At 68.4% G+C, this 23,319-nt stretch carries 20 protein-coding genes and 2 pseudogenes; 9 read left to right on the forward strand and 13 right to left on the reverse strand.

Features of this window, described 5'->3' with window-relative positions; all coding sequences use genetic code 11:
* Nucleotides 1-237 precede the first annotated feature (237 nt).
* The gene (locus DIE17_RS33805) at nt 238-1,548 is read left to right on the forward strand and encodes an MFS transporter (protein ID WP_044845735.1); all 1,311 of its coding nucleotides are present in this window, start codon (nt 238-240) and stop codon (nt 1,546-1,548) included.
* Between the two features lie 126 nt (nt 1,549-1,674).
* Here the strand turns inward: DIE17_RS33805 and DIE17_RS33810 are convergent, their stop codons facing one another.
* From DIE17_RS33810 to garD, 4 genes are all read right to left on the reverse strand, one after another.
* Complete coding sequence (locus DIE17_RS33810; RefSeq protein ID WP_044845736.1) at nt 1,675-2,112, reverse strand: DoxX family protein; 438 nt, start codon at nt 2,110-2,112, stop codon at nt 1,675-1,677.
* A 225-nt stretch (nt 2,113-2,337) separates the two neighbouring features.
* The gene (locus tag DIE17_RS33815; RefSeq protein ID WP_124489354.1) at nt 2,338-2,793 is read right to left on the reverse strand and encodes an RbsD/FucU family protein; all 456 of its coding nucleotides are present in this window, start codon (nt 2,791-2,793) and stop codon (nt 2,338-2,340) included.
* A 79-nt stretch (nt 2,794-2,872) separates the two neighbouring features.
* Entirely contained in the window at nt 2,873-3,265 is a 393-nt protein-coding gene (locus DIE17_RS33820) for a nuclear transport factor 2 family protein (RefSeq protein ID WP_124921712.1), read from the reverse strand.
* Between the two features lie 231 nt (nt 3,266-3,496).
* On the reverse strand, nt 3,497-5,050 hold the full coding sequence (gene garD / locus DIE17_RS33825) for a galactarate dehydratase (protein WP_124921713.1): 1,554 nt from the start codon (nt 5,048-5,050) through the stop codon (nt 3,497-3,499).
* Nucleotides 5,051-5,283: 233 nt separating this feature from the next.
* On the opposite strand from garD, the gene kdgD reads away from it, so the two are divergent.
* Entirely contained in the window at nt 5,284-6,198 is a 915-nt protein-coding gene (gene kdgD / locus DIE17_RS33830; RefSeq protein WP_044845740.1) for a 5-dehydro-4-deoxyglucarate dehydratase, read from the forward strand.
* 122 nt (nt 6,199-6,320) lie between these two features.
* Here kdgD and DIE17_RS33835 read toward each other — a convergent pair whose 3' ends face one another.
* Both DIE17_RS33835 and DIE17_RS33845 read right to left on the reverse strand, forming a co-directional pair.
* Complete coding sequence (locus DIE17_RS33835; RefSeq protein WP_260439290.1) at nt 6,321-6,467, reverse strand: hypothetical protein; 147 nt, start codon at nt 6,465-6,467, stop codon at nt 6,321-6,323.
* Nucleotides 6,468-6,757: 290 nt separating this feature from the next.
* Nucleotides 6,758-8,335, reverse strand: a complete 1,578-nt coding sequence (locus DIE17_RS33845) for an aldehyde dehydrogenase (NADP(+)) (protein ID WP_124921714.1) — start codon at nt 8,333-8,335, stop codon at nt 6,758-6,760.
* Between the two features lie 278 nt (nt 8,336-8,613).
* Here DIE17_RS33845 and DIE17_RS33850 point away from each other — a divergent pair.
* Both DIE17_RS33850 and DIE17_RS33855 read left to right on the forward strand, forming a co-directional pair.
* A pseudogene (locus tag DIE17_RS33850) lies at nt 8,614-8,827 on the forward strand (MFS transporter); the annotation flags it as partial.
* Between the two features lie 132 nt (nt 8,828-8,959).
* Nucleotides 8,960-9,808 carry a helix-turn-helix domain-containing protein gene (locus DIE17_RS33855; RefSeq protein ID WP_124921715.1) on the forward strand — a complete coding sequence of 283 codons (849 nt, stop codon included), beginning with the start codon at nt 8,960-8,962 and terminating at the stop codon, nt 9,806-9,808.
* Between the two features lie 6 nt (nt 9,809-9,814).
* Here DIE17_RS33855 and DIE17_RS33860 read toward each other — a convergent pair.
* From DIE17_RS33860 to DIE17_RS33890, 7 genes and pseudogenes are all read right to left on the reverse strand, one after another.
* Nucleotides 9,815-10,114, reverse strand: a pseudogene (locus DIE17_RS33860) (LysE family translocator); the annotation flags it as partial.
* Nucleotides 10,115-10,147: 33 nt separating this feature from the next.
* Nucleotides 10,148-11,359, reverse strand: coding sequence for an acyl-CoA dehydrogenase family protein (locus DIE17_RS33865; RefSeq protein ID WP_124921716.1), 1,212 nt, complete (start codon nt 11,357-11,359; stop codon nt 10,148-10,150).
* On the reverse strand, nt 11,356-12,213 hold the full coding sequence (locus DIE17_RS33870; RefSeq protein WP_124530210.1) for a hypothetical protein: 858 nt from the start codon (nt 12,211-12,213) through the stop codon (nt 11,356-11,358). The genes DIE17_RS33865 and DIE17_RS33870 overlap by 4 nt, the downstream gene beginning before the upstream one ends.
* A gap of 53 nt (nt 12,214-12,266) precedes the next feature.
* On the reverse strand, nt 12,267-12,923 hold the full coding sequence (locus DIE17_RS33875; RefSeq protein ID WP_044845749.1) for a methionine ABC transporter permease: 657 nt from the start codon (nt 12,921-12,923) through the stop codon (nt 12,267-12,269).
* Nucleotides 12,916-14,124, reverse strand: a complete 1,209-nt coding sequence (locus tag DIE17_RS33880; RefSeq protein WP_124668069.1) for a methionine ABC transporter ATP-binding protein — start codon at nt 14,122-14,124, stop codon at nt 12,916-12,918. Before DIE17_RS33880 ends, DIE17_RS33875 begins: the two co-directional genes overlap by 8 nt.
* Nucleotides 14,125-14,142: 18 nt before the next feature.
* The gene (locus DIE17_RS33885; RefSeq protein WP_124921717.1) at nt 14,143-15,561 is read right to left on the reverse strand and encodes an LLM class flavin-dependent oxidoreductase; all 1,419 of its coding nucleotides are present in this window, start codon (nt 15,559-15,561) and stop codon (nt 14,143-14,145) included.
* Nucleotides 15,562-15,571: 10 nt separating this feature from the next.
* Nucleotides 15,572-16,402: a MetQ/NlpA family ABC transporter substrate-binding protein gene (locus tag DIE17_RS33890; protein WP_124489343.1), complete on the reverse strand. Its 831-nt coding sequence runs from the start codon at nt 16,400-16,402 to the stop codon at nt 15,572-15,574.
* Between the two features lie 434 nt (nt 16,403-16,836).
* On the opposite strand from DIE17_RS33890, the gene DIE17_RS33895 reads away from it, so the two are divergent.
* The 5 genes from DIE17_RS33895 (at nt 16,837) to DIE17_RS33915 (ending at nt 23,092) form a co-directional block, all read left to right on the forward strand.
* Nucleotides 16,837-18,201, forward strand: coding sequence for a 2-hydroxycarboxylate transporter family protein (locus DIE17_RS33895; RefSeq protein ID WP_124523783.1), 1,365 nt, complete (start codon nt 16,837-16,839; stop codon nt 18,199-18,201).
* A gap of 188 nt (nt 18,202-18,389) precedes the next feature.
* Nucleotides 18,390-20,276, forward strand: a complete 1,887-nt coding sequence (locus tag DIE17_RS33900; protein WP_124921718.1) for an ATP-binding protein — start codon at nt 18,390-18,392, stop codon at nt 20,274-20,276.
* Nucleotides 20,266-21,627 (forward strand): sigma-54-dependent transcriptional regulator, encoded by a 1,362-nt coding sequence (locus DIE17_RS33905; RefSeq protein ID WP_044845755.1) that lies wholly within the window; start codon nt 20,266-20,268, stop codon nt 21,625-21,627. Before DIE17_RS33900 ends, DIE17_RS33905 begins: the two co-directional genes overlap by 11 nt.
* Nucleotides 21,628-21,652: 25 nt before the next feature.
* Nucleotides 21,653-21,982 (forward strand): DUF3579 domain-containing protein, encoded by a 330-nt coding sequence (locus DIE17_RS33910; protein WP_124921719.1) that lies wholly within the window; start codon nt 21,653-21,655, stop codon nt 21,980-21,982.
* Nucleotides 21,983-22,240: 258 nt separating this feature from the next.
* The gene (locus tag DIE17_RS33915) at nt 22,241-23,092 is read left to right on the forward strand and encodes an alpha/beta fold hydrolase (RefSeq protein ID WP_044845756.1); all 852 of its coding nucleotides are present in this window, start codon (nt 22,241-22,243) and stop codon (nt 23,090-23,092) included.
* Nucleotides 23,093-23,319: the final 227 nt, after the last annotated feature.

Below are 23,319 nucleotides of genomic sequence, written 5' to 3' on the forward strand. Positions count from 1 at the left end.
GAAGCATGCCTCGGCGCAGCCCCGCGCGCGCATTTCGCGCTCCTGTAGAATCCCCCCACCCGCTTTGACGCTTCGTCTGCGTCGTGCCCCATCCCGGTGCGACGGTGCGTGTCACATGCCCCATCCGGCACTCGACGCACGCTCGACGACGCAGGCCGCGCCTTGCCAGTCCATGCCGATAGCGGGTTCTGGAGACGCAGCACCGACAACTACATTCGAAAACCGATCGTCCTGACCATGCAAGCTTCCGAATTGAGCGGCGTGCCTCGCGCCGCCGAACGCGCGCTCACGCGCAGCGACTACAAGACCCTTGGCCTTGCCGCACTCGGCGGCGCCCTCGAGTTCTACGACTTCATCATCTTCGTGTTTTTCGCACCCGCGATCGGGCAGCTGTTCTTCCCGCACGACATTCCCGACTGGCTGCGCCAGTTGCAGACGTTCGGCATCTTCGCGGCCGGCTATCTCGCGCGCCCGCTCGGCGGCGTGATCATGGCGCACTTCGGCGACCTGTTCGGCCGCAAGCGGATGTTTACGCTGAGCGTGCTGATGATGTCGGTGCCGACGCTGCTGATGGGCCTGCTGCCGACCTACGACTCGATCGGCATCCTCGCGCCGGTGTTGCTGCTGCTGTTCCGCGTGCTGCAGGGCGCGGCGGTCGGCGGCGAAGTGCCGGGCGCATGGGTGTTCGTGTCGGAACACGTGCCGTCGCGCCACATCGGCTATGCGTGCGGCACGCTGACCGCGGGCCTCACGGCCGGCATCCTGCTCGGCTCGCTGGTCGCCGCGGGCATCAACAGCCGTTACTCGGGCGCCGAAGTCACCGCGTTCGCGTGGCGCATTCCGTTCCTGCTCGGCGGCGTGTTCGGCCTGTTCTCCGTGTACCTGCGCCGCTGGCTGCACGAGACGCCGGTGTTCGCCGAGATGAAGGCGAAGAAGGCGCTCGCGGCCGAGATTCCGCTGAAGGCCGTGCTGCGCGACCACGGCCGCGCGGTGATCGTGTCAATGCTGCTCACGTGGATGCTGTCGGCGGCGATCGTCGTCGTGATCCTGATGACGCCCGCGCTGCTGCAGAAGCAGTTTCACCTGACGCCCGCGACCACGCTGTTCGCGAACAGCGTCGCGACGCTGTGCCTGACGGCCGGCTGCATCACCGCCGGCTCGCTCGCGGGCTGGATCGGCGCGAAGCGCGTGCTCGGCATTGGCGGCCTCGTGCTGGCCGCGTGCTATTACCTGCTGTTCGCGCAGGTCGCGGCCGACGCGTCGACGCTGCCGCTGTACTACGGGATCGCCGGCTTCATGGTCGGCACGATCGGCGCGGTGCCGTTCGTGATGGTCAAGAGCTTCCCGCCCGTCGTGCGCTTCTCGGGCATCTCGTTCTCGTACAACGTCGCGTATGCGATCTTCGGCGGCCTCACGCCGGTGATCGTGTCGCTGATGATGAAGTCGAATCCGCTCGCGCCGGTCGTGTACGTCGCGGCGATCTGCGTACTCGGCGCGATCGCCGTGCAGTTCTCGAAGGATGCGAAGGACCCGAAGGACACGCGCTGAACGTCGGCGCACACGCGCCGGCCGGATGAACAAAGGGCCGAATCCCGCGGCGTGCGGGATTCAGCCCTTTTGTTTGGGCTTCAGCGCGGCGAGGTGCGCGCGTCGCGCCGTTCAACCGGGTTCAATTCAGCGCAGCGCGCCGTACGACGAACTCGGCCGGCGCAGCGCGTCGATGCTTGCGCCGCCGGCGCCGGTCACGAACAGCAGCAGGAAACCGCCGGCGATCGCGACGTTCTTCCAGAAGTGGATCACCATGTCGTGCTGGACCGCGGCGTCCGTCGCGTCCCAGAAATTGTGTCCGACCATCGCGGTCGCGATCGTATAGAACGCCATCAGCAACGCGAGCGGCTTCACCTTGTAGCCGACGATCAGCAGCAGCCCGCCGAGCGCTTCGATCGTGACGACGACCGGCCCCGTCACCTGCGGATAGGGCACGTTCAGCCCGTGCAGATAGCCGATGAAATCGCTGTAGCCGAGCAGCTTCATCACACCGCCCCACAAGAACAACGCCGCCAGCGCCAGGCGCGCGAAAAAAATGACGCCGGAATCGACGGAACGCGTCATGCCTCTCTCCTCGTATGCAATTCGGCCGTCCGCACGAGGCGTGCCCGTGCGGTTCGGGGTCGCGCGGCCCTGCCGGGCCGGCGGCAAATGGGCCAGCATAGAGGGTCTTTCCGCGGTGTCCAAGAAAAAGGTTGTAGCAAATCTTTACACTGCGGCGGTCATTCAAGCGCGGCAGCACCGCGAAACACGGTGTTCGGCCCTGGCGGATAAATAACGGAACAGGCCCTAACCGGCGTCGCTCAACAGCACGCCTTTCTTGAAGATGAAACAGCCGTAGCCGCGCGTCTCGCCGGTGACGATCACCGCATACGCCTGCTGCGCGCGCTCGTAGAACGCGAAACGGTCGACGCCCATGAGCGGCACCGCGCGCCCTTCCGCACGATCGATCTCGGCCTGCACTTCGCGCTGCACGGGCGGCACCGCGGCCGGATCGCCGACGACTTCCATCCGCCAAGCGGGTGTGTCGACGAACGTGTCGAGCGGCAGCACCGACAGCACCGCGCGCGCGACGCGCGCCGAGTCGGCGCCGTCGATGCGCAGCGCGCGTCCGACCACCGTGTGCCCGGCGACGGATTCCGCCGGAAAATTCGCATCGCAGATCACCACTTCATCGCCGTGGCCCATCGCGCGCAGCGCGTGCAGGATGTCGGCGTGCAACAGCGGATCGAGATTCTTCAACATGTGGGAAAGGCTCCGGAATCGGGAACGAATTGCATAACGTTACCCGATCCCGGCCGCCGCCGGGCATGCGTCGCTCGCATCACGACGCCGCGGCCGGCATTTCGTCGATGAAACCCGTGACCGACTTCAGGCGGCCCGACGCATCGACGGTGCCGAAGTCCGAACCTTTCACGACCGCCGCGCCGTCGGGCGACACGAGCGCCCACGAGAAGCGCAGGTGCTGGCCGAACCCGTCGACGTCGGTCGTGCGGCGAAAGCGATACGCGGGGAAACGCTCCTGCACCGCGGCGATCATCGTGTCGATGCCCGCATGGCCGTCGCCGGCCATCAGCGGATCGCGATAGGCCGCGTCGCTCGCGTAGGTCGCATCGATCAGCGCGCGCCGGCGTGCGACGTCGGGCTCGTTCCAGGCATCGAAATAGCGGTTGATCAGGTCGGCGTGAGCCGACTGGGCGGTTTCGGCGGTATTCATGGCGAGGCTCCTTGTGTCGATGGGGGGACGATGTCGCAAACGTTTCGTGTTCGCGTGCCACCATCGTCACCGGCCTCGCGTGGGCGGTCGATTACGTGCGAGGTAAGGAATTCGTGCCGGCTGCGGAAAATACGCATGCGCCGGACCGCGAACCCGCCGCCGCCATCAAAAACGGAAAACGGGCGCCCGAAGGCGCCCGCATCGCATCGTCTGCCGCCGTCGCGGCGCGCGTCAGGTCACCGGCGCCGGATTGAACAGCGTCAGCGCATTCGCGAGCTTCCATTGCTCGGCCCACGTGCGGCGCTTGCCGCTCGCGACGTCGAGCATCAGCCGGAACAGTTCCCAGCCCACGTCCTCGATCGACGCCGCGCCGGTCGCGATCTGCCCCGCGTCGAGATCCATCAGGTCGTGCCAGCGGCGCGCGAGATCGCTGCGCGTCGCGACCTTGATCACCGGCACCTGCGCAAGGCCGTACGGCGTGCCGCGCCCCGTCGTGAAAACGTGCAGGTTCATTCCCGCCGCGAGCTGCAGCGTGCCGCAGATGAAGTCGCTCGCGGGCGTCGCCGCGTACAGCAGCCCCTTCTGCCGCGCCCGGTCGCCGGGACGCACGACGCCCGCGATCGGCGCGCTGCCCGACTTCACGATCGAGCCCATCGCCTTCTCGACGATGTTCGACAGGCCGCCCTTCTTGTTGCCGGGCGTCGTGTTCGCGCTGCGGTCGACGCGGCCGCGCTGCAGGTAGCGGTCGTACCAGTCCATCTCGCGGATGATCTCGCGGGCGACGTCCTCGTTCGCCGCGCGCGACGTGAGCTGCGCGACGCCGTCGCGCACTTCCGTCACCTCCGAGAACATGATCGTGGCGCCCGCCCGCACGAGCAGGTCGGCCGCGAAACCGACCGCCGGGTTCGCGGTGAGCCCCGAGAACGCGTCGCTGCCGCCGCACTGCACGCCGACGACGAGATCCGACGCCGGGCAGGTTTCGCGACGGCGGCGGTTCAGCCGCTCGAGATGCGATTCGGCCATCTTCATGATCGAGTCGATCATCGAGTTGAAGCCGACGTGCGCGGCGTCCTGCAAGCACACGACGCCGCCGTTTTCCGGCGCGCCGTCGGCCGCCACCGGAATCGAGCCCGGCGGCAGCAGGCGCTCGGGCTGCAGCTTCTCGCAGCCGAGGCTCACCGTCATCACCTCGCCGCCGAAGTTCGGATTCAGGCTGATGTTGCGCAGCGTGCGGATCGGAATGTCGGCATCGGGCGCATCGATCGCGACGCCGCAGCCGTATGTGTGCTCGAGCCCGACCACGTCGTCGACGTTCGGGTAACGCGGCAGCAGTTCGTCCTTGATCCGCTTCACCGCATGCTCGACGACGCCCGACACGCATTGCACGGTCGTCGTGATCGCGAGGATGTTGCGCGTGCCGACCGAGCCGTCGGCATTGCGGAAGCCCTCGAACGTATAGCCTTCGAGCGGCGCCAGCGGCGGCGCGGCACGCGTGGCGAGCGGCAGGTCGTCGAGCCCCGGCGGCTCGGGCATGCGCATCGTGCGCTCGTTGACCCAGCTGCCGCGGCGCAGCTCGGCGAGCGCGTAGCCGATCACGACGTTGTAGCGGACGATCGGATCGCCGGCCGCGAGGTCGACCAGCGCGACCTTGTGCCCTTGCGGCACGCCTTCGCGCAGCGTCAGGCCGTCGGCGAACGTCGCGCCCTCGGGCAGGCCGCCGTCGTTGACGACGATCGCGACGTTGTCGTCCGGATGCACGCGGATATAAAGCGGGGAAGCAGTCATCGGAATTCCTGGGAGGCTACCGGTCAAATCGTTAGTCATCATATGACATTCAACACCAAGCCGCGATGCTGCGTAAACCCTTATCCGGAAAGACCCTATCTCTCGCCGGCCGGCAAACCGCTTGCGCCGCGCTTTTCCGCGTTGTACGATGACATACAACGACATCGCCAATATGGCCCGGATGCCGTACCCGACGAACCCATCAGCACTCGCGCTGGACGGACGACCCAACCATGACTTCACCGCAAGAACTCAAACAGATCATCTCCCACGGCCTGCTGTCGTTTCCGCTGACGGATTTCGACGCGGACGGCAGCTTCCGCCCGGCCACCTATGCCGAGCGTCTGGAATGGCTGGCGCCGTATGGCGCGACCGCGCTGTTCGCGGCCGGCGGCACCGGTGAATTCTTCTCGCTCACGCAGCGCGAGTATTCGGACGTGATCCGCGTCGCGACGGAAACCTGCAAGGGCAAGGTGCCGATCCTGGCCGGCGCCGGCGGCGCGACGCGCGTCGCGATCGAATACGCGCAGGAAGCCGAGCGCCTCGGCGCGAGCGGCGTGCTGCTGATGCCGCACTACCTGACCGAAGCCAGCCAGGAAGGCATCGCCGAGCACGTCGAGCAGGTGTGCCGCGCGCTGAAGATCGGCGTCGTGGTGTACAACCGCGCGAATTCGAAGCTGAATGCCGACATGCTCGAGCGCCTCGCCGATCGTTGCCCGAACCTGATCGGCTTCAAGGACGGCGTCGGCGAAATCGAGAGCATGGTCACGATCCGCCGCCGCCTCGGCGACCGCTTCGCGTACCTCGGCGGCCTGCCGACGGCCGAAGTCTACGCGGCCGCGTACAAGGCGCTCGGCGTGCCGGTGTACTCGTCGGCCGTGTTCAACTTCATCCCGAAGACGGCGATGGCATTCTACGAAGCGATCGCGAAGGACGACCACGCAACGGTCGGCCGTCTGCTCGACGAGTTCTTCCTGCCGTACCTGAAGATCCGCAACCGTCGCGCGGGCTACGCGGTCAGCATCGTGAAGGCGGGCGCGAAGCTCGTCGGCCACGACGCCGGCCCGGTGCGCGCGCCGCTCGTCGACCTCACCGACGCCGAAATGGCCGAACTCGACGTGCTGATCAAGAAGATGGGCCCGCAGTAAGCGGCGGGCTGACCAACGGCACGCGATCCGGTGCGTGCCGGCCCGCGCGGGACCGGCGGTTCCGCCCGGCGCCCCCCCCCTTTTCGACGGCCGCCCCGTGCTTCGCGGGCCGGCCGTTTTCATTACATCTGTGCGATGGTTCCGACAATCCGGTAGCGCAGGCTGCCGAGCCTGAGACGGGTCGCGGCGATATCGGTGCCGGCCGCCGACCGCCGGAAGCGCGTGTTCGGATCGTCGGCGAGAATCTGATCCAGCACGTCGGGATCCACGACCGCATCGAAAAACCGGCCGAGCGTGAGCGTCGCATACTGTTTCGCTTGCCTCGGTCAGGCTGACCGGTGACAGCAAGCTATGGACACGCGACCGACGCCTTCTGGCCGCCGCCGAGCGCCTGCAACTCGTCGCCCACCCCGCTCACTGACCGCACGAAACCGGCAAGCACGAAGACCGGCCCTCCATCAAAAAGGCGGCGGGGCACCGTGGGCACGGTCCGCCGCCATGTTTCAACCTTGCCGGAACGCGCCCCTCCCGGGACGCGGCCTTCAGTCGTCCTGCGCCTTCACTCCGCCTTCCCGTCCCGCAGCCGCGGAATGTCGAGCGGATTGCTTTCCTGCAGCCCTTCGGGCAGCAGGTCGTCCGGGAAGTCCTGGTAGCACACGGGCCGCAGGAAACGGTCGATCGCGGTCGCGCCGACCGACGTGACGGCCGGGTTCGACGTCGCCGGGAACGGCCCGCCGTGCACCATCGCATCGCACACCTCGACGCCGGTCGGGTAGCCGTTGACGAGCAGGCGCCCGGCCTTGCGTTCGAGGATCGGCAGCAGGCGGCGCGCGAGCGGCTTGTCGTCGGCGTCCAGTTGCAGCGTGGCCGTCAGCTGGCCCTCCAGCGCGTCGAGCACGCGCGCGACTTCGTCGAGATCGCGGCAGCGCACGATCAGCGACGCCGGCCCGAACACCTCGTGGCCGAACGCCGGTTCGGCCAGGAACGCCTGCGCGGCGACTTCGTACAGCGCGCCGCCTGCCTGGCATTCGGTCTGCGCCGCCTCGCCCGCGCCGATTTCGCGCACGCCCGGCAGTTCGGCCAGCTTGCCGCGGCCGCTGCGATACGCGTCGGCGATGCCGCGCGTCAGCATCACGCCGGCCGGCTTCTTCGCGAGCGCCTGCGTGGCGACGGACTCGAAGCGATCGAGATCGAGGCCGTCGACCGCCAGCACGAGACCCGGGTTCGTGCAGAACTGGCCGGTGCCGAGCGTCAGCGAATCGACGAAGCCGGTCGCGATCGCGTCGCCGCGCGCGGCCAGCGCGGCCGGAAACAGCACGACCGGGTTGATGCTGCTCATTTCCGCATAGACGGGAATCGGTTGCGGGCGCGCGTTCGCGAGCTGCACGAGCGCCATGCCGCCCTGCCGCGACCCGGTGAAGCCGACGGCCTGGATCGCCGGATGGCTGACGAGCGCCGCGCCAATCACGCGGCCGGGGCCGATCAGCAGCGAGAACACGCCGGCCGGCATCCCGCATTTCGCCACCGCCGCGCGGATCGCGCGGCCGACCAGCTCGGACGTGCCGAGGTGCGCCTCATGGGCCTTCACGATCACCGGGCAGCCGGCCGCGAGTGCCGACGCGGTATCGCCGCCGGCCACCGAGAACGCGAGCGGGAAGTTGCTCGCACCGAACACGGCGACGGGCCCGAGCCCGACCTTCTGCAGCCGCAGGTCCGAGCGCGGCAGCGGCGTGCGCGCGGGCTGCGCGGGGTCGATCGACGCGGCGAGGAAGCGCCCGTCGCGCACGACGCGCGCGAACAGCCGGAGCTGGCCGACGGTGCGGCCGCGCTCGCCCTGCAGCCGCGCGACGGGCAGGCCCGTTTCGGCGTGCGCGCGTTCGATCAGCGCGTCGCCGAGTGCGACGATTTCGTCGGCGATCGCCTCGAGAAACGCCGCGCGGGCCGCGAGCGGCTGCGTGCGATACGCGTCGAAGGCGTCGCGCGCGAGTTCGCACGCGCGCTCGACATCGGCCTGCGTCGCGACGCCGAAGGCCGGCGCATCGATCGGCGCGCCCTTCGTCGGGTCGAACGCGCGCAGGGTACCGGCCGAGCCGGCCACCGCGTCGGCGCCGATCAGCATCTCTCCAGTCAGTTGCATGGGTGTGCTCCGTGGTTCGGGAATGGTTCGCTCATTGTAGCCCAACAGATATGATGTCTGCTGACGACATGGCGATATTCCCGTCGCGCCACAGTTACTCGACCGCAGGCCACAAACCCTTATCCATTCGGCACAAGCAGGAAATTCTTGCCTCTCCTTCGGCCGTCCGAAGGGAAAACCCGAGGTGTGCGCACGCCCTCGTTGCAGGTAAGTTTTGGCTCATGTCATACGACGACATATATTAAGCATTCAGTCGGCGCACCTCTAGAGACCTTCCGATCAAACTCGCCGGCAGCGCGCGTGCCGCACCGCCGTGCGCTACTGGATCCGGGCGCCGCTGTCCGTCGTCACGACGCTCAACGATGCGGACCGCACGACGCCGTCGGTCACCGGCATGCCGATCCGCAAGGCGTTCGGCATGATCCGGTGACGACGGGCCGGATCTTCCCGGCGCTCAGCCGGGCGTACGTGCTCGCGCAACTGCCGAGCGGCCGGTTCCCCGATTCGTCGATCGAGTTGCCCATCGGGCGCAGGCAGCGGGCAGCATCGGCGCTGCACACCGATCCGGAATGCTTACCTCGCACGTAATGCCCGGCGCGCGCGGGATTGCCTATCATCTTCGTCATGAACTCGACCCCCACCCTCCAATCGCTGCCCCCGTCCGCCGGCCGCGCGTCCGGCATCGGCTCGCTGCTGCGCACCTGGCGTCAACGCCGCCGCCTGAGCCAGATGGCGCTCGCGCTGGAGGCCGAGGTGTCCGCGCGGCACCTGAGCTTCGTCGAATCGGGGCGCGCGCAGCCGAGCCGGGAGATGGTGCTGCATCTCGCGGAGCGCCTCGACGTGCCGCTGCGCGAGCGCAATGCGCTGCTCGTCGCGGCCGGCTTTGCGCCGCTGTTTCGCGAGCGGCCGTTCTCCGATCCGCAGCTCGATGCGGCGCGCCAGGCGGTCCAAGCCGTGCTGCGCGGCCACGAGCCCTACCCGGCGCTCGCCGTGGATCGCCACTGGACGCTGCTCGCCGCGAACCGGATGCTCGGCGCGCTGGTCGCGCAGGCCGATCCGGCGCTCCTGCGGCCGCCCGTCAACGTGTTGCGGCTGAGCCTGCATCCCGACGGCCTCGCGCCGCAGATCGTCAACTGGCACGAGTGGCGCGCGCATATCCTGCACCGGCTGCAACGGCAGATCGACGCGAGCGGCGACCGCACGCTGCATGCGCTGCGCGACGAACTCGCGAACTATCCGGCACCGGCCGGCCAGCCCGCCGACACGCTGGCACGCGCCGACTACGCGGACATCGCGGTGCCGCTGCGGCTGCGCACGGCAGCCGGCGAACTGACGTTCTTCAGCACGACGACGGTGTTCGGCACGCCGGTCGACGTCACGCTGTCGGAGCTCGCGATCGAGGCGTTTTTCCCGGCGAATCCGGAGACGGCGGACGCAATGCGCGCGCTGGCGGACGCGTTGCCGGCGCAGTGAGCATCGTCAACGACGCTCGAACGCCAGCTTCACGCCCAACCCGAGCAGGACCGCGCCGCTCACCCGGTGCATGCGGGTCAGGATGCGCGGATTGCGCCGGATCGACGTCGACAGCAGGCCGGCGAACAGCGCGACCGGCCCCTTGACGAGAAACGTCAGGCCGGCAAACGTCGTGCCGAGCACGAACAGCGACAGCATCGGATGCGCGGCGCCCGCGGGGACGAACTGCGGCAGGAACGCGAGATAGAACAGCGCGACCTTCGGATTCGACACGTTGGACAGCGCGCCTTGCGCGAAGCGCATCAAGCAGACGGTGCGTCTGCCGATCCAGGCAGGACGCTACGTATAAAGCGACGCCAGCGGCAGTTCCCCCGTCAGCGCGAACCGGCCGACGTCGCGCAGCCGATAGTCGAGCGGATCGTGCAGCGTATGCGTGCGCGCGTTGCGCCAGAAGCGGTCGAGGCCGAGCGACGCAGCCGTTGCACGTGCGCCGCACGTGTCGAACAGCGCCTCGCCGTTCTCGAGCGCCGCGCGCTGCGCGACGATCTTCGCATCCGACACCGCGAGTGCCACCTCGGCCCGTTCGTCGGCCGTCAGCGCGTCATGCCGCGACCATGCGCGCTGCAACGCGACGGCCGCGCGGTCGGCGAGCGCCGCCGCCGCGACCGCCTGCACGCGCATGTCGCCGAAGCGCTGCAGCGTATAGGGATCGTCGCTCGCCTGCGCGACACCCGCGTTGATCCACGGCCGGCCGTGCTTCAGCACGTAGTCGCGCGCCTCGGCCAGCGCGCCTTCCGCGAGCCCGACGAACAGATTCGTCAGCACGAGCTGCGACACCAGCGTGCGCAGCGTCGCGCGTGGCGTCGGCGGTGTCTCGGAGCGGTGCAGCACCTCGTCCGGCGCGAGCGTCACACCGTCGAAGCGCACGCTGCCGCTGTCGGTCTGGCGCTGGCCGATCGGATCCCAGTCCTCGTTGACCGTGATCCCGTCACGATCGGTCGGCACCACGCCGAACACGGCGCGGCCCGTTTCCGGATCGTGCGCGGACACGGTCATCCGCTGCGAGCCGCGCGTGCCCGAACAGAAGCCCTTCACGCCGTCGAGCCGGTAGCCGCCGTCCGGCGTCGCGGTCGCCGCGAGCCGCGTGTCGAGCGGATTGACCGCATTGCCCCACCACCAGCGATGCTCGACCGTGCCGCGCAGATAGCGTTCGCGCTGCGCCGCGCTGCCCCACACGTCGACGCTCACCACCTGCAGGATCTGGAACCCGACCAGATGCGCGAGCGCGCTGTCGACGCGCGCGATCCGCCGGATCGTGTCGTAGATCGCCGGCCACTCGGCTTCCTGTCCGCCGAATTCGCGCGGCACCGCGAGCGTCAGCAGGCCCGCGTCGGCGAGCCGCTGCTTCTCATCGGCCGCGTGACCGCCCGCGCGGTCGCGCTCGGCAGCCGTCGCACGCAGCGCGTCGATCGCACCCGCCAGCGCATCGGCGTCGAGCGCGCGTGCGTCGGTTTCCGGCTCCAGCGTCGCCGGGCCGCGGGGATCGTTCATGCGACGGCTTCCTGTGCAACGGTTTCGTGCGCAACGATTTCGCCCGACAACGGCACCAGCGCGCCGAGCCGGCGGCCGGTCAGCCGCGACAGGATCTCGCGCCGCCAGTCGTCGTAGATCGCGCGGTATTCGGCGATATCCGCACCGAACACGTGCGCGGTGTGCGCGTATTCGTCATGCAGATAACCGTCGAGCCGCGCCTGGGTTTCCTCGTCGGCCGCGATCACGCGGTCGACCAGCGCGTCGCGCTCGGCGGGCGGCAGCGCGTTCAACGTGTCGAACCACCACTGGACGATCTGCACGCGATGCCACTCCTCGTCCGGACGGATCCGGTTCTCGCCGTGCTCGCGCATCGCGCCGTCGGCGATGCGGCCGGTCTTGCGCTGGATCCACAGCTTCGCGAGGATGTGCAACTCGTAATGCCATTCGAACGCGAGAAAGCCCGCGACGTCGCGTACCGCGATGTCGCCGATGCGTTCCCAGTGCGCGGCGACGAGCCGCTCGACCTCCGGCAGCGGATCGCGGCCCGTCAGTTCGGTCACGCGCTCGCGCCCGATCACCGCGTGCGCGCCGTCGTCGCCGAGCTGGCGCGACAGGATCAGCTGGAAATGCGGGTCATCGCGAAACAGCGTGTCGATCGCCTTCGCGACGACCTGCACGATGAACAGGTCGTGCGACGCCATCTTCGTGTAGTAGTCGGCGACGGCGGCGAGCTCGTCCGCGCCGTGCGGCTCGCGCGGTGGCGTCGCCAGTTTGTCAGGGAAGCCAGGGCGATGGCGTCGTGCGACGTCCAGAAACAGGGCTTCCTCGAATTGTCCGTTCCATTCGCGCGGCGCGCCGATGGGCAAGGTCATGGGTATCGTTCTCTCAGGGTCTCAATGACAAGAGCCGGCGCTCGTGGCGCCGCTCAGGTACGCCGGGTCACGCGTCGGACCAGGCGGTCGCCCGTGATTTGCACGGCCGAAACGAGTGCGATCAGGATTACGATCACGGTCACCATGACGGTGGTGTCGAAACGCTGATAGCCATAACGGATCGCGAGATCGCCGAGCCCGCCCGCGCCGACTGCGCCCGCCATCGCGGTCGAGCCGATCAGCGCGACGACGGTGATCGTGAAACCGCCGAGCATGCCGGGCAACGCCTCCGGCAACAGCACGTGCCACACGATGTGGCGGCGTTTCGCGCCCATCGCGAGCGCGGCCTCGATCAGCCCGCGATCGACTTCGCGCAGGCTCACTTCCGCAATCCGCGCGAAGAATGGAATCGCCGCGATCGACAGCGGCACGACGGCCGCCCACACGCCGATCGTCGTGCCGATCAGCACGCGCGTGAACGGCAGGAGCGCGACGAGCAGGATGATGAACGGTGTCGAGCGGAACACGTTGACGAGCGCGCCGAGCACCGCGTTCAGGCCACGCCGCGCGTAAATGCCGCCGGGCGCGGTCGTCACCAGGATCACCGCGAGCGGGATGCCGATCAGCGCGGCGATCGCGGCCGACGCGGCGACCATCGACAGCGTGTCGCGGATCGCGTCGAGCAGTTCGGGCCACCAGAGTTCAAACATAGCCGAGCACCTCCGCATGATTCGCGTGGCGGCGCGCGCGCTCGAGCAACGCGGCGACCGCGCCGCCGCGTGCCGGTGGGTGGCCGGCGTCGTCCGCGCGCGGCGACGCCGCGATCACGAGGCGGCCCTGCGCATGCCCCTGAATGCGCTCGATCCCGCCGTGCAGGAAGCGCACCGAGCCGCCGAGCGCCGCCGCGAGCGCGCCGACGTCCGGCTCGCCGCCGCTTTCGCCGGTATAACGGACGTCCAGCACGACTTGCGCGCCGTCGGGCAGCGCGGCCAGCTCGGGCAACGGCTGCACGCGCGCGGCGAGTTCGGCCGGCAGGTCGTGCACGAGCGTGCTGAGCAGGGCGCGCGTCGCGCCGTGGCGCGGATCGCCGAACACGCGCCACACCGGGCCCGTTTCGACGACCTCGCCCTGTTCGATCACCGCGACCGTGTCGCACACCGCGCGGATCACTTCCATCTCGTGCGTGATCAGCACGATCGTCAGTCCGAGGCGGCGGTTGATGTCGGCGAGCAGCGCGAGGATCGATTGCGTCGTCTCGGGGTCGAGCGCCGACGTCGCCTCGTCGCACAGCAGCACCTCCGGGTCGTGCACCAGCGCCCGCGCGATGCCGACGCGCTGCTTCTGGCCGCCCGACAGGCTCGCCGGATACGCGTCGCGTTTCGCGGCCAGCCCGACGAGATCGAGCAGCGCCTCGGCCTTGCGCGTGCGCTCGGCCTTCGGCACGCCGGCGATCTTCAGCGGCAGCGCGACGTTCTCGAACACCGTCTTCGCCGACAGCAGGTTGAAATGCTGGAACACCATGCCGGTGCGACGCCGCAGCGCGACGAGCCCGTCCTCGTCGAGCGTGCCGACGTCGACGCCCTGCACGCGCACGCTGCCCGAACTCGGACGTTCGAGGCCGTTCACGAGCCGCAGCAGCGTCGACTTGCCGGCACCGCTGCGGCCGATGATGCCGAACACCTCGCCGCGCCGCACGTCGAGCGTCACGTCGCGCAGCGCGGCGGCCTGGCCGCGCGGCGTCGCGAACACCTTGCCGACGTGTGCGAACGACACGGCGGCGGCGCCGTCGGCCCGCGCGGCCGCTGCGTTACGCGAATCATGCGCGTCATGCACCTCATGCACGTCCGCACCCGCACCGGCGCGCACGGCCGATGCCTCGATGAAACCCAGCGTGTCGAACAATTGCGTCATCGCTTCGCTCCGTCACGTTCACGCATGCGCGGGATGCTTGGGTTCGGGCGCCGGCACGGCGGCCGGCCGGTGCTGCGCGCCCGTGTGCCACGCGGGCAGCCGCGCGCCGGCGCCGAACAGCTTCTCGCGCAGCGTCGGCGCGGGATCGTAGTCTTCCTTGTAGATGCCGCGGTTCTGCAGCTCGGGCACGACCCAGTCGACGAAATCCTCGAACGACTCGGGCATCACGGTGCGCGTCAGGTTGAAACCGTCGATGCCCGTTTCGTCGATCCACGACTGCAGTTCGTCCGCGACTTGCGACGGCGAGCCGACGATCGGCGCATAGCGGCCGCCGAGCGACATCTGTTCGAGCATCCGGCGCACGGTCCACGTGCCGGTCGTGCTCTTGCGCGAGATCGCGTCGACGGCCGACTGGATCGAGTCGGTCTTCACGTACGAAATCGGCTCGTCGAGGCCGTACTTCGCGAAATCGATGCCGGTCGAGCTCGCGAAATGCGCGAGGCCGGCTTCCGGGCTCGCATAGCGCCGGTATTCGTCGAACTTCTCGCGCGCGAGCCGCTCGGTTTCGGCGGTCACGACGCTCACGCCCGCGAAAATCTTGATCGATGCGGGATCGCGCCCCTGCCGCGCGGCGGCTGCGCGAATATCCAGCGCCGCCGCGCGCGCCGCGGCCTTGCTCTGCCCGTTCACGAACACGCACTCCGCGTGCCGCCCCGCGAACTCGACGCCGCGCGCGGACGAGCCGGCCTGGTACAGCACCGGCGTGCGCTGCAGCGACGGCTCGCTCAGGTGGATCGCGTCGACCGAATAGAACGGCCCGTCGTGCTTCACGCGCCGCACCTTGCCAGGCTGCGCGAACACGCGCGCCTGCGTGTCGCGGATCACCGCGTCGTCGTCCCAGCTCTGTTCCCACAGCTTGTAGACGACGTCCATGTAGTCGTCCGCGCGTTCGTAGCGGTCGTCGTGGCCGATCTGCTGTGCGAGGCCCATCCCGCGCGCGGCGCTGTCGAGATAGCCGGTCACGATGTTCCAGCCGATGCGCCCCTTCGTCAGGTGATCGAGCGTCGACATGCGGCGCGCGAACAGGTAAGGCGGCTCGTAGGTCAGGTTCGCGGTCACGCCGAAGCCGAGATGTTGCGTGACCTGCGCCATCGCGGGCACGAGCAGCAGCGGATCGTTGACGGGCACCTGCACCGATTCGCGCAGCGCGGCGTCCGGGCCGCCGCCGAACACGTCGTACACGCCGACGATGTCCGCGAGAAAGATCCCGTCGAACTTGCCGCGTTCGAGCGTCCTCGCGAGATCGGCCCAGTAGTCCAGATCGGTGTAGTGCGCGGAGCGGTCGCGCGGATGCGTCCACAACCCGTGGTTGATGTGCCCGACGCAGTTCATGTTGAACGCGTTGAGCAGGATCTTCTTGCGGTTCGCCGTCGTCATGTCGCCTCCGTCACCACGCGATCGCGTACAGCGAGCCGAACGCGTTGTCGAGCGCACGGCGCACCGCCGGCGAATGCTGGTAGATCGCGATGAACTTGCGGATGCGCGCGTCGTTCACGCTCTCGGGCCGCACGACCCACTGGATCGCGAAGTTCTTGTTCTCGGTGCCGTCGAACAGCAGCGCGCTGTTCGGGTCGGTCGTGCCGGCGAGCTTGATGAAGCTCGGATAGCCCTGCGCGAGGTCGACGTCATCGAGCGAGCGCGCGAGTTGCGACGCTTCGAGCGGGATGATCTTCAGGTGTTTCGGGTTGGACACGATGTCGTGCGTCGTCGCGCGGTAGTCGGCGCCCGGCTTCAGCGTGATGAGGCCCGCGCGCTGCAGCAGCAGCAGCCCGCGCCCGCCGTTCACCGGATCGTTCGCGATCGCGACACGCGCGCCGTCCTTCAGCTCGTCGAAGCGCTTCACCTTCTTCGAGTAGAGGCCGATCTTCATGATCGTGCCCGGCGCGATCGACACGAAGTTGTAACCGCCCTGCTTCTTCGCGTTCTCGAGAAACGGGATGTGCTGGAAGTAGTTGACGTCGATGTCCTTGTTCGCGAGCGCCGCGTTCGGCGTGTTCCAGTCGGTGAACTCGACGATCTTCACGTCGAGGCCCTGCTCCTTCGCCTCCTTCGCGGCAATCTTCAGCGCGTCGATCTGCGGGCTCGTCGAGATGCCGACCTTCAGCGGCGCGGTGTCGGCACGGGCGCCGTTCAGCATCAGGACGCCGAGCAGCGCGGCTGCCAGCAGGCGGGCCACGCGGCCGGACGAAAAGCGGGCGGAAAAAACGGCATGCAGCATGGGAACCACTCTCCTGTCCAAAGACGGTATCGACGGATGAGCGGCGCCGCGGCGAACGCGCGGGCGTTCTCCGGACAGTCGTCGTCACATCGGAAAAAGATCAGCCGATGATAGAGAGCGGCAGGAAGGCGGTCTACGAAGCGATTGTGCGAAGAAAATCGCGTGCGGCGATATGGCGCCACGGCGCGCGTCCGATGCGCGGGCGGCCGCCCCGCCCGCCATCGGGCCGAAATCTCGGCCTGCCCGCCGGGCGAATTCCGAAATCTCGGCCAGCCGGGTGTTGCCATCCTTTCCCCAGACGAAACAAAATCCTTATAAATCAATGCCCTAAAAATATTCCGGCAGGCCGGAATGCTTGGCACGGGGGTTGCATTAAGAGACGCCACACGATGCCGCGTAGCAATGCGGGCATTCCAAACATCAGGAGACACGTCTTGCAGACCTCAATCCCCACCCAATCCCGTCCGGAGGCACTTGCCGAAGCCGGTCCCGCCACGCGCACACGCTTCTGGCCGGAAGGCTGGTGGAAGCTGATGGAAATCCGCATCGGCATCATCCCGCTGCCGGTCTACGTGATCCTGTTCGGGCTGATCGTCGGCTTCGCGGTGACGGGCAAGGTGCCCGGCGAGATCTCGATGGCGATCGCCGTGCTCGCGTTCTTCGGCTTCACCTGCGCGGAACTCGGCAAGCGCCTGCCGCTCTTGCGCAACATCGGCGCGGCCGCGATCTTCGCGACCTTCGTGCCGTCGGCGCTCACCTACTACCACGTGCTGCCGAAGCCGGTGCTGAACCTCACCGTCGAGTTCACGAAGTCGACCAACTTCCTGTACCTGTTCATCGCGTCGATCATCGTCGGCAGCATCCTGAGCATGGACCGGCGCGTGCTGATCCAGGGCTTCGTGAAGATCTTCATTCCGCTCGCCGCCGGTTCGGTCGCGGCCGCGATCGTCGGCACGGCGGTCGGCACCGCGCTCGGCCTCGGCGCGCGCCACACGCTGCTGTACATCGTCGTGCCGATCATGGCGGGCGGCGTCGGCGAAGGTGCGATTCCGCTGTCGATCGGCTATTCGGAACTGATGCACCTGCCGCAGGGCGAGATGTTCGCGATGGTGCTGCCGCCGGTGATGCTCGGCAGCCTGACCGCGATCATCCTGTCGGGCGCGCTCGACATGCTCGGCAAGCGCCTGCCGCACCTGACCGGCAACGGTCGCCTGCAGGTCGGCGAAAGCGGCGACATGACGCCGGAAAGCGAGGAGATCCGCGGCCACGTCGACGTCACGCACATCGCGGGCGCCGGCATCACGGCGATCACGCTGTACCTCGTCGGCCTGATGGCGCACAAGCTGTTCGGCCTGCCCGCGCCGGTCGCGATGCTGTTCCTCGCGGTGCTGGTGAAGCTCGCGCGCGCGGTGTCGCCGCCGCTGCAGGAAGGCGCGTTCGTCGTCTACAAGTTCTTCTCGACCGCCGTCACGTACCCGCTGCTGTTCGCGATCGGCGTCGCGATGACGCCGTGGGACAAGCTGACCGCCGCCTTCACGATCGTCAACGTCGTCACGATCGTGTCGACCGTCGCGACGCTGATGGGCACCGGTTTCGTGGTCGGCCGCCTGCTGAAGATGTACCCTATCGACACCGCAATCGTGAACGCCTGCCACAGCGGGCAAGGCGGCACCGGCGACGTCGCGATCCTGACCGCCGCGAACCGGATGCAGCTGATGCCGTTCGCGCAGATCGCCACGCGCATCGGCGGCGCGATCGTCGTCACCGTGACGCTGATCCTGGTCGCGCACTTCGGATGACGCGCCGCTGCGCGCACCGTCGCGCAGGCTGCTTCGCACGCGCCGCCGCCGGCTTTGCCGGCGCGCGGCGCGCGTCGTTGTGGCGGGGCGTTTGGGACGGCCGGAGTTGCGGACGGCCGGTTGCGGACGGCCGGTCTCGGACGGCCGGTCCAGGACGGCCGGTTGCGAGCGACCGGTTGCGGGCATCGATGAGGGCGAACGTGCAGAAAGGCTTCAAGGGAATCCCGTGGTGGGGCTGGGCGTCGGCCGCCGTGCTGTATGTCGGCGTGGCGGGCGCGGCGGTCGATTTCGCGTGGGAACGCGCGATCGACGCGCTCGAGGAAACCGGCGCGCACCGGCTCGACCTGTACGCGTCGAGCCTCAAGAGCGAACTCGGCCGCTTCGAGATCCTGCCCGGCCTGGTCGCCCGGCAAGACGGCGTGCGCGCGCTGCTGCGGGCCGCGCCGCAAGACCGGCCCGCGCTCGCGCACACGGTGGACACGTATCTCGAAGCCGTGAACCGCGACGCGGGCAGCGGCGCCGTCGACGTGATCGACCTGCGGGGCGAAGTGATCGCCGCCAGCAACTGGAACGAGACGATCAGCTTCGTCGGCACCAACGTGTCGTACCGGCCGTACTTCAAGGATGCCCTGGCGCACGGCAGCGGCCGCTTCTTCGGGATCGGCACCAACACCGGCGTGCCGGGCGTCTACTTCGCGAGCGCGGTGCGCGACGGTGGCGTGCCGATCGGCGCGGCGGCCGTGAAGATCAGCGTCGACCCGCTCGAATCCGCGTGGCGCGCGCCGGGCGTCGCCGCGATGGTGGTCGACGGCAACGGCGTGATCGTGATCTCGACCGAGCCGGCGTGGAAGTTCACCGCGCTGCGCCCGATCACCGCGCAGCAGCAGCGCGACATCCAGGCGTCGCGGCAATACGCGGGCCGCACGGTCGACATGCTGCCCTACCGCCACCTCGGCGACCGCAGCGCCGCCGCATGGTTCGGCACGTTCCCCGATCCGCGTCACGCCGGCCGCAGCACGCGCTATCTCGTGATGTCGCGGCCCGCGCCGCAGGCCGGCGATTCGCTGATGGTGCTGCTCGACATCGCCGGCGCGCGGCGCCAGCAGCAGACCGCGTTCGTGTTCGTCACCGGCGCGTTCCTGATCGCCGCGCTGCTGGCCGGCTACGCGATCCAGCGGCGCCGGGCGATCGTCGCGCGGCTGAACGCGCAAGATGCGCTGCGCCGCGCGAACGACCGGCTCGAGCTGACCGTCGCGCAACGCACGGCCGCGCTGACGGCGGCGAACGAGCGGATGCAGCGCGAGATCGTCGAGCGCGAGCGCACCGAGCAGCGGCTGCGCGATTCACAACAGGAAGTCGTGCACGCGGGCAAGCTCGCGGTGCTCGGGCAGATGGCCGCGGGCCTCACGCACGAGCTGAACCAGCCGCTCGTCGCGATCCGCACGCTGTGCGACAACGCGCGTACGTTCTTCGAGCGCGGCCAGCCGGCGCCGGCGTATGCGAATCTCGAACGGATCGGCAAGCTCGTCGACAGCATGGCCGTGCTCACCGGCGAGCTGAAGACCTTCGCGCGCAAACCCGACGTCGAGCGCGTCGCGGTGTCGCTGAACGAGGCCGTCGCGCATGCGCGCCTCATCTACGATGCGCGGATCCGCGACGAAGGCGTGCAGCTCGACGTGAACATCGCGCCCGGCACGACGGTGTCCGCGGAATCGAGCCAGTTGCAGCAGGTGATCGTGAACCTGCTCGGCAACGCGCTCGACGCGGTGCACGACGCGCCGGTGCGGCGCATCGTGATCGAAGCCGCCGGGCCGGACGACGCCGGCCGCGTGCGCTTCTCGGTGGCCGACAGCGGCGCGGGCATCGCGCCCGACGTGCTGCCGCACCTGTTCGAGCCGTTCGTCACGACCAAGCCGCGCGGCCAGGGCCTCGGGCTCGGCCTCGCGATCACGTCGCGCATCGTCGAGGCGTTCGGCGCGAAGATCGCCGCGACGAACCGCGACGAAGGCGGCGCACAGTTCAGTATCGAATTCGCGGCGGCGACGCCGCAACAGAGGATAGAGCATGGAAGATGAGATTCGCGTGCTGGTCGTCGAGGACGATGAAAACGTCCGGATCGGCGTCGAGCAGGCCGTCGCGCTCGCCGGGTTCCCGGTCGACGCATTCGCTTCGGCCGCCGACGCGCTCACGCACGTCGCGCCCGGCGCCCCCGTCGTGATCGTGTCGGACGTGCGGATGCCGGGCATCGACGGGCTGCAGCTGCTCGAACGCGTGATGGCCGTCGATGCGCAGATTCCGGTCGTGCTGATCAGCGGCCATGCCGACATTTCGACGGCCGTCGGCGCGATGCAGGACGGCGCGTACGATTTCATCGAGAAGCCGTTCTCGTCGGACGTGATCGCCGGCCGCGTCGCGCGTGCGGTCGAGAAGCGCCGCCTGACGCTCGAGGTGCAGGGGCTGCGCGCGGCGCTGAACAACTGGCAGGGCATCGAGGCGTTCGTGCTCGGCAAGTCGCCCGCGATGGCCGACGTGCGCAAGAAGATCCTGCGGCTCGCCGATACGTCGGTGTCGGTGCTGATCACCGGCGAGACGGGCACCGGCAAGGAACTGATCGCACGCAGCCTGCACGACTTCGGCGGACGGCGCGACGCGCATTTCGTTGCGCTGAATTGCGGCGGCCTGCCCGAGCAGGTGTTCGAGAGCGAGCTGTTCGGCCATGAGGCCGGCGCATTCACCGGCGCGATCAAGAAGCGCATCGGCAAGATCGAATGGGCGCACGGCGGCACGCTGTTCCTCGACGAGATCGAGACGATGCCGATTCCGCTGCAGATCAAGATGTTGCGCGTGCTGCAGGAGCGCGTGGTCGAGCGGCTCGGCGCGAACGAGCTGATTCCGGTCGACTGCCGCGTGGTGGCCGCATCGAAGGCCGATCTCGCCGAACTCGCGGCCGACGGGCGCTTCCGCGCGGACTTGCTGTATCGGCTCAACGTCGCGCAGATCGAGCTGCCGCCGCTGCGCGAGCGGCGCGAGGACGTGCCGCTGCTGTTCGAGCATTTCGTGCTCGCTGCCGCACGGCGCTTCGGGCAGCCGGCGCCGGTCGTCACGGCTGCGCAGGTGTCCGAACTGATGACGCATGCATGGCCCGGCAACGTGCGCGAATTGCAGAACGTGGCCGATCGCTTCGTGCTCGGGTTGACCGGCGACAGCCTGCTGTCGTCCGGCGGCGCGCCGGCGGCCGGCGGCACGCTTGCCGAGCAGATGGCGTATTTCGAGCGGATGCTGATCGAAGACATGCTGCGGCGTCACAACGGCAACGTGGCGGACGCGAGCGTCGCGCTCGGCATGCCGAAGAAGACGCTTTATCACAAGCTGCGCAACCTGCGGATTCCCGCGCGCGGCGACGCGGCGGCCGACGGCGGCGAATGACGCGAACAAGGATACGCAGAACAGCATGGATCGCATCGAAGTCACCGAACACGGCCGCATCGACGGCCACCTGATCCGCGGCGTCACGCGCGCGCAGAAAACCTTCCGACCGAGCGACTGGCCTGAGCGCCTCGCGGATGTCATCACGCTGTTCGTCGGCGAGCGGCGGCCCGGCTATCCGTGCGCACTGTCGCGGCTCGCGATGCCGGTCGTCGACGGCAACGTCAAATGCCTGTTCGTGTCGGACGAATTGCGCGACGTATGCGCCGACGCGTTCGACTTCGCGATGCAGTTCGCCGCCGACAACGACCTTCCCGTCGAGCTTCAGACCGCGCCCGCGCTGGTGGTGCGGTGATGCGCGGGTCGCGTTCGGCGGCCCTTTCTCCCGTTTCCCCCGCTCAGATGCGCGCCTGCGCAGGCGTTCACACGTGCTTTCAGCCGTCAAATAAATCATCAGATGATTGAAGACTTCGGCACTTCCCCACGCAGCGACAAGGGTTTTCAGCCGAGCCATCAATAAAATTGATCGTCACGATGAAAATTATGCGTTTTCCTTGCAGCTTGCCGTGAGGCATAGTTGCGACGTGATGACGCACCCATTGAGTTTTCAGTCATGAACATGCGAATCGAGCCTTCGGTGCTCGCGAACCCCGACCTGCAATTTGCGACGCTTTCGTCAGGCATCAGCCTGCCGTATGTCGAGCGGGGCAGCGGCGCGCCGATGGTCTTCGTGCACGGATCGTTGTGCGACTACCGTTACTGGGATCCGCAACTCGCGTCGCTGTCGGCCCACTACCGCTGCATCGCGCCGAGCCTGAGCCATTACTGGCCGGCCGTCGAGGCCGGCATCCAGGACGAGTTCAGCTGGCAGAACCACGTCGACGAGCTCGCCGAATTCATCGACGCGCTCGATCTCGGCCCCGTGCATCTCGTCGGCCACTCGCGTGGCGGCAGCGTCGCGTTCAACGTCGCGCGCCAGCATCCGCAGCTCGTCGACACGCTGACGCTCGCCGATCCGGGCGGCCCGCTGCAACAGCCGGGCGTGCGCGAAGCCGCGCTGCCGGCCGCCGCGATCGCGCTGCGCACGCAGGCCGTGAATCTGATCGGGCAAGGCGAAGTGGAAGCCGGCCTCGAGATGTTCGTCGACTCGGTGAGCCTGCCGGGCGCGTGGAAGAAGAGCACGTCGCGCTTTCGCACGATGGCGATCGACAACGCGAGCACGCTGCCGAAGCAGCTGCAGGATCCGCTGCCCGCGTATTCGCAGCACACGGCATCGGATATCGCGTGCCGCACGCTGCTGATCGACGGCCAGCGCAGCCCGAAGATGTTCCGCAACAACGTCGACACGCTTTCGCAGTGGATCGGCGATGCGCAACGGCAGACCGTCGCCGGTGCGTCGCACGGGATGAACGCGGCGAGCCCCGCCGTGTTCAACCGCTACGTGCACGAGTTCGTCGCGGCATAAGTTCACGGGCGGCGTTCGTGTCGCCCGACTTTCCTGCTTCAACCGGTTCAAAGACGGTGCGGGTCCGGGCTGCATCGCTTCTCGTTGGCAGGCGCCGGTCGACTTGACCGTTAGTTGCAACACTCGCCCCCCACACACCACAATCACCAAGCAAAAACCCCGGTCACGCAGGCTTGCGCCCACGTACCGGGGTTCGATTCGTCGACGACCGGGCGGGCGGTGCATCG

Source organism: Burkholderia sp. Bp9099 (assembly GCF_003857805.1).
GTDB lineage: Bacteria > Pseudomonadota > Gammaproteobacteria > Burkholderiales > Burkholderiaceae > Burkholderia.

What these genes read in the sequence shown, in the direction of transcription:
- DIE17_RS33905 (WP_044845755.1), top strand. Translation starts at nt 20,266, where the DNA reads ATGGAAGATGAGATTCGCGTGCTGGTCGTCGAGGACGATGAAAACGTC.
- DIE17_RS33865 (WP_124921716.1), bottom strand. Translation starts at nt 11,359, where the DNA reads ATGAACGATCCCCGCGGCCCGGCGACGCTGGAGCCGGAAACCGACGCA.
- DIE17_RS33815 (WP_124489354.1), bottom strand. Translation starts at nt 2,793, where the DNA reads ATGTTGAAGAATCTCGATCCGCTGTTGCACGCCGACATCCTGCACGCG.
- DIE17_RS33855 (WP_124921715.1), top strand. Translation starts at nt 8,960, where the DNA reads ATGAACTCGACCCCCACCCTCCAATCGCTGCCCCCGTCCGCCGGCCGC.
- DIE17_RS33900 (WP_124921718.1), top strand. Translation starts at nt 18,390, where the DNA reads ATGAGGGCGAACGTGCAGAAAGGCTTCAAGGGAATCCCGTGGTGGGGC.
- DIE17_RS33880 (WP_124668069.1), bottom strand. Translation starts at nt 14,124, where the DNA reads ATGACGCAATTGTTCGACACGCTGGGTTTCATCGAGGCATCGGCCGTG.
- DIE17_RS33910 (WP_124921719.1), top strand. Translation starts at nt 21,653, where the DNA reads ATGGATCGCATCGAAGTCACCGAACACGGCCGCATCGACGGCCACCTG.
- DIE17_RS33820 (WP_124921712.1), bottom strand. Translation starts at nt 3,265, where the DNA reads ATGAATACCGCCGAAACCGCCCAGTCGGCTCACGCCGACCTGATCAAC.
- kdgD (WP_044845740.1), top strand. Translation starts at nt 5,284, where the DNA reads ATGACTTCACCGCAAGAACTCAAACAGATCATCTCCCACGGCCTGCTG.
- garD (WP_124921713.1), bottom strand. Translation starts at nt 5,050, where the DNA reads ATGACTGCTTCCCCGCTTTATATCCGCGTGCATCCGGACGACAACGTC.
- DIE17_RS33805 (WP_044845735.1), top strand. Translation starts at nt 238, where the DNA reads ATGCAAGCTTCCGAATTGAGCGGCGTGCCTCGCGCCGCCGAACGCGCG.
- DIE17_RS33845 (WP_124921714.1), bottom strand. Translation starts at nt 8,335, where the DNA reads ATGCAACTGACTGGAGAGATGCTGATCGGCGCCGACGCGGTGGCCGGC.
- DIE17_RS33875 (WP_044845749.1), bottom strand. Translation starts at nt 12,923, where the DNA reads ATGTTTGAACTCTGGTGGCCCGAACTGCTCGACGCGATCCGCGACACG.
- DIE17_RS33885 (WP_124921717.1), bottom strand. Translation starts at nt 15,561, where the DNA reads ATGACGACGGCGAACCGCAAGAAGATCCTGCTCAACGCGTTCAACATG.
- DIE17_RS33915 (WP_044845756.1), top strand. Translation starts at nt 22,241, where the DNA reads ATGAACATGCGAATCGAGCCTTCGGTGCTCGCGAACCCCGACCTGCAA.
- DIE17_RS33870 (WP_124530210.1), bottom strand. Translation starts at nt 12,213, where the DNA reads ATGACCTTGCCCATCGGCGCGCCGCGCGAATGGAACGGACAATTCGAG.
- DIE17_RS33890 (WP_124489343.1), bottom strand. Translation starts at nt 16,402, where the DNA reads ATGCTGCATGCCGTTTTTTCCGCCCGCTTTTCGTCCGGCCGCGTGGCC.
- DIE17_RS33810 (WP_044845736.1), bottom strand. Translation starts at nt 2,112, where the DNA reads ATGACGCGTTCCGTCGATTCCGGCGTCATTTTTTTCGCGCGCCTGGCG.